Below are 8735 nucleotides of genomic sequence, written 5' to 3' on the forward strand. Positions count from 1 at the left end.
GTTCTAGTAAAAGGACATAGAAAAACCCCGAATAAGGGACTTTTTTTACTGTGTCCATTATTCGGGGTATAGTTCACATCTGTTCTGTTCCGGGTCTTTTTGCTTTTGCAGGTTCTCCATGCCTTCCCGCATATGAATACAGTCATATTTTTTCATATCTTCTTAATTCGACAAAATACTCACCAAGTCATTCTTATACTTAATGTTGAAATAGTATTTAAGAGGTGATAGACGTGAAGGAGAGTAATATTGATATACAAGGGCTGTTACTCATAATGAAGGCAAGAGAAATTGGTCTGACCCCAAAGGAAACTAACATTCATTCAAATAATAAGGATTTTAATCAACTGAATAAGAAAAATGAAATGATCCTCCCACATTCCATTTGAAAAACTGCCCATTTTTAGGCATATTTTTAGATTCTTACAAGTATAAATGAAATAAAGACAAGCTTGGGAGGATGGAAAATTGAAACGGCTACTGCTTTTTATCTCATTCTGTTTCACTTTATTTATTATTTATTTCGATTTGACTACGGGTACCCTGCCGCCTTCCCATCCACCGGCCACTACAGGCCAACCGACCGTCCCGGCCAGTAAGCCTGCATCCGCACCATCTGCCGCTTATAAAGAAATCACCATGAAACCCGGGGATACCTTACTCTCCATCATTGAAACGGAAAAAGTCGGATCTAATCAGCCAATCGAAACGATCATTTCTGACTTTCAAAGTTTGAATGAAGGATTGAAGCCCGAAAATATGCAGATTGGCAAAACATATAAGATTCCCGTTTATAAATAACCTCTAAATGGGGATCTGCGCACTCCCAAGCACCATTAAAAGGGATTTCTAAGCATCGAATATATCCAGTAATGGGGAATTTTCCTTGTTGAAAAAAGATAATGCGACCTATTTCCTTGTCAAGCGGTATGTACATTGATACAATATTTCAGAGAAACAAATTAAAAATCAAAACTGATTTTTTCCTAAAGGAGAGAATTCCACTTGAGTGAAATCATACATCGCACCAAGACGCGGCCAATTAAAGTCGGAAACTTAACGATTGGCGGCAATAATGAAGTTATAGTACAAAGCATGACAACTACAAAAACACATGATGTTGAAGCAACAGTTGCAGAGATCCTTCGTCTTGAAGAGGCGGGATGTCAAATCGTACGTGTCGCCTGTCCGGATGAAAGGGCAGCTGATGCAATCCCCGAGATAAAAAAACGGATAAACATCCCACTTGTAGTCGATATTCATTTCGATTATAAACTCGCTCTTAAGGCAATTGAAGGCGGAGCGGATAAAATCAGGATAAACCCTGGTAACATCGGACGCCGTGAAAAGGTAGAGGCTGTCGTGAAAGCTGCGAAGGCTAAAGGAATTCCAATCCGTATCGGGGTAAATGCTGGTTCTCTCGAGAAGAAGATCCTCGATAAATACGGATACCCCACTGCCGATGGCATGGTTGAAAGTGCTTTACACCATATCAAGATCCTGGAAGATCACGATTTCCATGACATCATCGTTTCCATGAAAGCTTCTGATGTGAATTTAGCCATCGAAGCATATGAAAAAGCTTCTAAAGCATTCGATTACCCTTTACATCTGGGAATCACGGAATCAGGTACACTGTTCTCAGGAACCGTAAAAAGTGCTGCCGGACTAGGTGCCATCCTAAGTCAAGGTATTGGAAGCACGATGCGTGTTTCCTTAAGTGCCGATCCTGTCGAAGAGGTGAAGGTGGCAAGGGAGCTCCTAAAAGTATTTGGCCTTGCTTCTAACATGGCCACATTAATTTCCTGCCCTACTTGCGGTCGGATCGAGATTGATTTAATCTCTATCGCCAATGAGGTTGAAGAGTACATCCAGACGGTTAAAGCACCAATCAAGGTATCAGTGCTTGGTTGTGCGGTAAACGGTCCTGGGGAAGCCCGTGAGGCTGATATCGGCATAGCTGGGGCTCGCGGTGAAGGTTTGCTGTTTAGAAAAGGTCAGATTGTACGTAAAGTGCCTGAAGAGACGATGGTCGAGGAACTGAAAAAGGAAATTGACAAAATCGCTGAAGAGTACTATGAAAAACAAAGAGCCGAAGCTGCTGCTGCCGCTTTACAAAATAAATAAAAAAAAATCCCGATTTTTCATTATCGGGATTTTTTTTATTGGCTCTTTTCGTAAAAATTGTTGTTTTTAAAACGAAACTATTTAAGGTTGATTGGAGCGGAAGTGCGAGACTCCTGCGGGAGCAGCGGGACAGGTGAGACCCCACAGGCGCGTTTACGCCGAGAGGCTCACCGCCCGCCCCTGGACTCACTACCTGGTAAATAGCAACAAAGTATGTGAAAACAGCCTTTTTATTTAAAAACCCTTTGATGCATTTTAAGAAATGAAATCAAAGGGTTTCAAATTGTTAAAAGAATGGCAGGATGAATATGCCAACGATGATGGAGATTGCACCTATTACTATGGCCCAAGTACCCAAGTTTGATCCCCTGCTTCTGGCCACTATCCCTACAATTATACCCACAACCCCTAAAATGAACGGCATCATGAATAACGATAAAATGGAGATGATCAAAGCTATGACACCAATAGCCTGTCCTCTTGAAGCAACATTCCCAGAATCATCAGCCTTAGTTGACTCATTATTCTTATAGTCCCTGATTCGCGGTGGTGTTGAAATTTCTGCAGACGTTTCTTCATTATACTGGTTATCCATATTATTGGTAATGGTCCCACGACTTTCATACCGCCTGTCATCTGCAGGTGTATCTTCATTATAATATCGCTCATGATGCTGATCATCCACAACAACGGATGGTTCACTGCCCTTTTTAGTCAATTGCATCTCATCGTCAATACTGGAGTATTGATCTTTTTCCATTGGTGAATCCCTCACTTTCGTTTATGGAGCATTTATAGTGTATGTAAAAAGTGATGGAATCCATCGTGAAATGGTTTCATGTCTTGGAAATAAATAAGGGTTTTTACCAAAGCTATCTTGGTATATGTTACACTATTACAAGTATTGAATATGAGGAGAGATTCATCATGAAAAAACGATTTGGCATCGATATAGATGGAACTGTTACGAGACCTGATTCCATGGTCCCTTTTTTAAATAATGCTTTTCAGCTGAATTTAGCATATGAAGACATAACGGAGTATGACTTATTCCCATTCGTTAATGTTCCAAAAGAAGATTTCACTAAATGGTTCATTGAAACCGAGCCAATCATCTATTCCGAATCTTTATTGGCTGAGGGAGCAAAGGATGTATTGGAAAAATGGACAGAACAGGCTAACTTATATTTCATCAGTGCCCGGAGCAACCGTTTATTGGATATAACGAAGAATTGGTTCACGAGCAACGAAGTCCTATATGATCATATCGAGCTTGTAGGATCACACGATAAAGTTGCTGCAGCCAAGAAATTTGAAGTCGATCTCTTTTTAGAGGACAAGCACGATAATGCAGTGGCCATTTCGGAAGAGTGTAAAATACCCGTGATTTTATTTAATACCCCTTACAACCAAGATCCTGTGCCTGAAAGGGTGATCCGGGTCAACAATTGGCAAGAAGCTTCTGTCTGGGTGAATAATTGGATGTCAGGGCAACCGGCAACTATAAAGTGAGTGAAACAAGAAAAAACCATTGACAGAGTGTCAATGGTTTTTATGTTTCTAAGATGCACTGCATGCAGGACATCGTCCGTATATTTCAAATTTATGTCCTGAAACATCGTAGTCCTTCAAGCTTTCCTGAAGTTCCTGCATCGGACACAATTCGATTTCTTTCGTTTTTCCACAATTCAAACAGATAAAGTGGTGATGATGGGAAGAATGGCCGCATGTAAACCGAAAATGCTTTTCCCCTTCCAACTCCGTCGCTTCAAAGATGCCTAATTCGACAAATAAGGAAAGATTCCGGTAAATCGTATCAAAACTTAACCCTGGATAGTCTTTTTTCATATTCTCCAATACATCTTTTGCCGTTAAATATTTATCGCTGGAAGAGAAAAGCTGAAGCATTTCTTCCCTCTTTCCTGTATGTTTAAAACCTTTATCTTTTAATAATTGCATGGCAGTAGTTACGTTCAAAAAACATCACCCCATCTATCGATTTTTCCACTTATCAAACAAAATTGACAAGATGAGAATTAGCACAGCTATTATTACAATGGTCCCGCCAGGAGCGAGATCAAGGTTGTATGATAAAAATAATCCGCCTATGACGGATACTTCACCGAATATTACCGAAAAAACAATCATCTGCTTAAAGCCCTTAGCGAAACGGAGACTGGCTGCTACCGGGAGCGTCATGAGCGAAGAAACCAGTAATATGCCAATGATTTTCATGGAAGCGGCAATGACCAATGCGACCATGACAATAAAAATAAAATGAATCGCTTTATAAGGTATTCCCGATGCTTTTGCATGCTCTTCATCAAATGATAACAGAAATAATTCTTTATACAATAGGGTGAGCATTAATGCAACGACTATCCCCACTGCCAATATGACATATAAGTCAGCCCGGCTGACGGCGCTGACACTGCCGAATAAATAACCATATAAATCCGTATTGAAACCATTTGCAATGGATATGAAAATGACACTAAGACCCATGCCGCCGGACATTATGATCGGGATTGCAAGCTCTTGGTAATGCTTGTACACCCCTCTTAATTTTTCAATGAATAATGAACCACCTACAGAAAACGCCATTCCTATATAAAGTGGATTCAATCCTGCTAGAGATAGAAAGCTCTTCTGAAGCAATAAACTAAACGCTATACCAGCAAGCGCTACATGACTGAGAGCATCGGAAATCATCGACATCCGCCTTACCACGACAAAAACGCCCACTAATGGCGCAATCGCTCCGATGATGATTCCGGTCAAGAATGCGTTCTGCAAAAATTCAAATTGCAATATCCCCGATATCATTGGGCTATCCTCCAAAACATATTAATGATTATGATTTAATAATTGGACCCCATGTCCATAAATGGATGAAAGCTCGCTTTCATTCAACTCATTATATTCACAGGCATCCCCGTGAAAATGAAGTTTTTTATTTAAGCAGGCGACATGTGTGACTTTATCCGTCACAGTACCAACATCATGGGTTACTAAAATCAGTGTTATTCCTAATTTTTTATTCAGCATCTCAAGCATTTCATAAAATTGGTGGACGTTCTTTGAATCAACGCCAACCGTGGGCTCATCCAATATCATCAATTCCGGCTCGCTGACCAGTGAACGGGCAATGAATACCCTCTGCTGCTGCCCTCCGGACAATTCTCCGATATTGCGGTTCTGATATTCAAGCATGTCCACGGATTCCAAAGCTTTCTTCACCTTTTGCTTATCCTCTTTGACTGCAAACTTGAATAAACCGATTTTTTTGGTCAAACCGCTTTGAACCACTTCAAATACAGTGGCAGGGAATCCTGAGTTGAAGGAGTTTGCCTTTTGGGAAACGAACCCTACCTTTTGCCAATCTTTAAAGCGTCTTATGTCTTCCCCGAATATTTCAATTTTTCCCTTTTGGAGCTTGAACAGACCAAGCAGCAATTTCAAAAGGGTTGACTTACCGGATCCATTCGGCCCAACGATAGCTAAGAAGGCCCCTCTAGGAATTTCAAGCGAAACATGTTCCAGCACTAGATCTTTTGTATATTTGTAAGATATATCTTCTAATTTAATTATGGGGTTTACTACATTATCCAAAGAGATCACCTTTTTTTTAAGAATCATTACGATTAACAATCGTTAGTATAAATCAAAGAAGTCCAGATGTAAAGAATCCGGTCCCCTGAACAAGTGTCCATCCGCCCTGAACCATCAAAAAACGTTAGCTGAACCAAATTCCCGTAAATCAAACAAACTTTCATGTTCACATACGTCTGCTTCCTTCATATGTTTTAACAAAGGAGGAGATCGTTTGAAATTATTTGAAATGATGGTCAATCATAAAATCAACAGTATTCGCCCTGATGAACTGCTTTCCCTTGCTAAGCAGCATGGGGTTGCACTCACCCAAAAACAAGCACAGGATATCACTGCACTTCTAGCAGGTAAAAAAATCAACATTTTTGATATACGTCAAAGACAGAACGTACTGGGTCAAATTACAAAAGTTGCCGGAGCAGGAACAGCCAGGGAAATAGAATCCCTCTTTAACAACCTTACTTCCACCTTTTAAGCCTACTTTCTGACAGACTTTGAATGAGTATACTTAAACTAAATGTAAAATGAAAGGACGATTCATCGAAATATAGATGAATCGTCCCTTTCTATTATGATTATTGCTGAGATCCGATTTTTTCCAGTAAATCTTCTTCAAATTGATTATTCTTGAACATATCAATTTCAAATTTATAAGGGGCCTTTTTGTCTTTCTTGTCTTCCCCTACATAAGGTGTTTCCAGGATTTTTGGAACAGTGCTTAATTGCGGATGGTGGACAATATCATTCAACGCCTTAAAACCGATATGACCGAAGCCAATGTTTTCATGGCGGTCCTTACGCATGCCGCGTTCGTTTTTACTATCGTTTATATGAAGGACCTTGATGCGGTCAATACCGACCAATTTATCAAATTCATTCAGCACACCATCAAAATCCTCAATGATATTATATCCTGCATCGTGAGTATGGCAAGTATCGAAGCATACCGATAATTTTTCATTATGGGTCACACCATTAATGATCATCGCTAACTCCTCGAAAGACCGGCCACATTCAGTACCTTTACCCGCCATCGTTTCAAGGGCAATCTGAACTTTATCGTCGGCTGTCAGCACTTCATTCAAACCTTCGATGATTCTCTTTATTCCCAATTCACTGCCTGCACCAACATGCGCACCTGGATGAAGTACGATCTGCCTTGCACCTATCGCTTCGGTCCGATCGATTTCACTGCGTAAGAAGTTGACCCCCAGCTCGTATGTGGCTGGATTCGTGGTATTTCCTATATTGATGATATATGGGGCATGGACTACGATGTCGCTTATTCCATTCTCCTCCATATGCAGTCTTCCGGCTTCAATATTTAAATCCTCGATTTTTTTACGTCTTGTATTTTGAGGGGCCCCCGTATAAATCATGAATGTGTTGGAGCCATATGAAGCCGCTTCTTGACTCGCAGCAAGAAGCATATTTTTCCCGCTCATTGAAACATGCGATCCAATCTTCAGCATCTGATTACTCCCCTATTTCTTTCTCTGTATACGACGTTCGCGTTTTTTAAAGTTTTCCACATCGCGTTGAATTTTCTTTTTGTATCCCGGCTTGACTTTAGTTGGCTTCTTGACGTGCCTGCTCGCTTTAACATCGATATCAGATTTTTGTTTTTTACGGTTTTTCCGTTTATTACGTTCGTCGATATCAACCCAATCACCGTTTTGGATATCGGCATCACGGAATTCGATGCCCATTTTTTCAAGGCGGTTCAATGAATCTTCATCGGATGTATCATAAATGGTAGTGGCAATGCCGGAATATCCTGCACGAGCAGTCCTTCCCGTCCTATGGATGTAAAAATCCAAATCTGATGGCAATTCATAGTTAATGATATGGCTTACACCTTCAATATCGATTCCACGGGAAGCCAGATCAGTCGCAACGATGAATTGATACTCTAAATCTTTGATTTGCTTCATCATTTTTTTACGCTCACGAGGTGTTAAATCCCCATGAATACGACCGACATTCAACCCTTTTTCAATCAAGGAATTAGCCACATGATCCGCCATTTTTTTTGTGTTCGTGAAAACTATCGCCAAATAAGGATTATAACGAACAATGATGTCATGAAGTAACTGCTCCCTGTTACGGTGGCGAAGCGGTACCAGAACATGTTCAATTTTCGCAGCTGTCGCCTGCTTCGGATTCACTTGAACATACTTAGGATTCTCCATATATTTATTCAAAAACGGCTTCAATTTTTCAGGAATGGTTGCCGAGAAGACAAGCATTTGAATTTTTTCAGCCATACGTGATGCAAACAAATCAACATCTTCAAGGAATCCCATGTCTAGCATAAGGTCCGCTTCATCGACTACAAGCATTTTTGCTGTATACACTTGTAAGGCCTGAGCCTCAACCAAATCCTTGATCCGGCCTGGCGTTCCGATTACCAACTGTGGCTGTGTCTTCAATTTATCTATCATTCGTTGTTTATCAGTACCACCGATGTAACAGCGGACTTGAATCTGCTCATCCTCAGGGAAATGGTCAGCAATTTTCAAAGCTTCTTTGTAGATTTGGTTCGCTAACTCACGGGTTGGTGCGGAAATAATCGCTTGAACCTCATTTTTACCAGCATCAAGCCTGTTCATAATCGGCAGCAAATAGGAATGTGTCTTTCCTGTACCTGTCTGCGACTGGCCAATTAAGCTACTTCCCTTTAAAAGCGACGGAAGCACACGCTCTTGAATTTCCGTCGGCTTATCGAACCCTAAAGTACGAACTGCATCTAGAATGTAGCTTTTCAAATTAAATCGTTCAAATTGGTTTTGTTTCATCAAAAAACTCCTTTATCCTGTCAGTCATTAGACATGTCCTGTTATTATAATAAATTTTACATAAAAAGCGCAAGCGCCTGGGTAGCTCGTGAAGAAAATAGGGATTGTCCCATAAGGCGCTTTTTTGCCTTGTGAGGGCAATCCTCTTTTTCACAGCGAGCTAGGCGCTGAAGCTGGATTTCATAAAAAGCGCAAGCG

Annotated in this window: 11 protein-coding genes; 5 read left to right on the forward strand and 6 right to left on the reverse strand. The window is 40.7% G+C overall.

Going from position 1 to position 8735, the window contains the following annotated elements; all coding sequences use genetic code 11:
• Positions 1 to 233 precede the first annotated feature (233 nt).
• The 3 genes from SB775_RS26935 (at position 234) to ispG (ending at position 2127) form a co-directional block, all read left to right on the forward strand.
• Positions 234 to 389, forward strand: coding sequence for a hypothetical protein (locus tag SB775_RS26935; protein WP_410864200.1), 156 nt, complete (start codon positions 234 to 236; stop codon positions 387 to 389).
• A gap of 79 nt (positions 390 to 468) precedes the next feature.
• Complete coding sequence (locus tag SB775_RS26940; protein ID WP_061464076.1) at positions 469 to 801, forward strand: LysM domain-containing protein; 333 nt, start codon at positions 469 to 471, stop codon at positions 799 to 801.
• A gap of 213 nt (positions 802 to 1014) precedes the next feature.
• Positions 1015 to 2127 (forward strand): flavodoxin-dependent (E)-4-hydroxy-3-methylbut-2-enyl-diphosphate synthase, encoded by a 1113-nt coding sequence (ispG, locus tag SB775_RS26945; RefSeq protein ID WP_289321200.1) that lies wholly within the window; start codon positions 1015 to 1017, stop codon positions 2125 to 2127.
• Positions 2128 to 2413: 286 nt separating this feature from the next.
• Here the strand turns inward: ispG and SB775_RS26950 are convergent, their stop codons facing one another.
• On the reverse strand, positions 2414 to 2887 hold the full coding sequence (locus SB775_RS26950; RefSeq protein WP_410864201.1) for a DUF4190 domain-containing protein: 474 nt from the start codon (positions 2885 to 2887) through the stop codon (positions 2414 to 2416).
• Positions 2888 to 3054: 167 nt separating this feature from the next.
• On the opposite strand from SB775_RS26950, the gene SB775_RS26955 reads away from it, so the two are divergent.
• On the forward strand, positions 3055 to 3639 hold the full coding sequence (locus tag SB775_RS26955; protein WP_410864203.1) for a 5' nucleotidase, NT5C type: 585 nt from the start codon (positions 3055 to 3057) through the stop codon (positions 3637 to 3639).
• Between the two features lie 48 nt (positions 3640 to 3687).
• Here SB775_RS26955 and SB775_RS26960 read toward each other — a convergent pair whose 3' ends face one another.
• Genes SB775_RS26960 through SB775_RS26970 form a run of 3 tightly spaced genes read right to left on the reverse strand, consistent with a single transcriptional unit; the run spans position 3688 to position 5739 of the window.
• Entirely contained in the window at positions 3688 to 4104 is a 417-nt protein-coding gene (locus SB775_RS26960) for a Fur family transcriptional regulator (RefSeq protein ID WP_061464080.1), read from the reverse strand.
• A 15-nt stretch (positions 4105 to 4119) separates the two neighbouring features.
• Complete coding sequence (locus tag SB775_RS26965) at positions 4120 to 4953, reverse strand: metal ABC transporter permease (protein ID WP_061464081.1); 834 nt, start codon at positions 4951 to 4953, stop codon at positions 4120 to 4122.
• 21 nt (positions 4954 to 4974) lie between these two features.
• Positions 4975 to 5739 (reverse strand): metal ABC transporter ATP-binding protein, encoded by a 765-nt coding sequence (locus SB775_RS26970; protein WP_250211687.1) that lies wholly within the window; start codon positions 5737 to 5739, stop codon positions 4975 to 4977.
• Positions 5740 to 5953: 214 nt separating this feature from the next.
• On the opposite strand from SB775_RS26970, the gene SB775_RS26975 reads away from it, so the two are divergent.
• A complete protein-coding gene (locus tag SB775_RS26975; protein ID WP_061464083.1) occupies positions 5954 to 6214 on the forward strand; it encodes a DUF2624 family protein in 261 nt (86 codons plus the stop codon).
• A 100-nt stretch (positions 6215 to 6314) separates the two neighbouring features.
• Here SB775_RS26975 and SB775_RS26980 read toward each other — a convergent pair whose 3' ends face one another.
• Together SB775_RS26980 and SB775_RS26985 are read right to left on the reverse strand one after the other, a co-directional pair.
• On the reverse strand, positions 6315 to 7211 hold the full coding sequence (locus SB775_RS26980; RefSeq protein ID WP_410864205.1) for a deoxyribonuclease IV: 897 nt from the start codon (positions 7209 to 7211) through the stop codon (positions 6315 to 6317).
• 12 nt (positions 7212 to 7223) lie between these two features.
• Positions 7224 to 8537 carry a DEAD/DEAH box helicase gene (locus tag SB775_RS26985; protein ID WP_410864206.1) on the reverse strand — a complete coding sequence of 438 codons (1314 nt, stop codon included), beginning with the start codon at positions 8535 to 8537 and terminating at the stop codon, positions 7224 to 7226.
• Between the last annotated feature and the right edge of the window lie 198 nt (positions 8538 to 8735).

This window comes from Peribacillus sp. SIMBA_075, from assembly GCF_046534585.1.

Bases quoted from the DNA above. Each gene is read 5' to 3' on its own strand.
- SB775_RS26980 (WP_410864205.1), bottom strand. From the start codon at position 7,211: ATGCTGAAGATTGGATCGCATGTTTCAATGAGCGGGAAAAATATGCTT.
- SB775_RS26950 (WP_410864201.1), bottom strand. From the start codon at position 2,887: ATGGAAAAAGATCAATACTCCAGTATTGACGATGAGATGCAATTGACT.
- SB775_RS26955 (WP_410864203.1), top strand. From the start codon at position 3,055: ATGAAAAAACGATTTGGCATCGATATAGATGGAACTGTTACGAGACCT.
- SB775_RS26965 (WP_061464081.1), bottom strand. From the start codon at position 4,953: ATGATATCGGGGATATTGCAATTTGAATTTTTGCAGAACGCATTCTTG.
- SB775_RS26985 (WP_410864206.1), bottom strand. From the start codon at position 8,537: ATGAAACAAAACCAATTTGAACGATTTAATTTGAAAAGCTACATTCTA.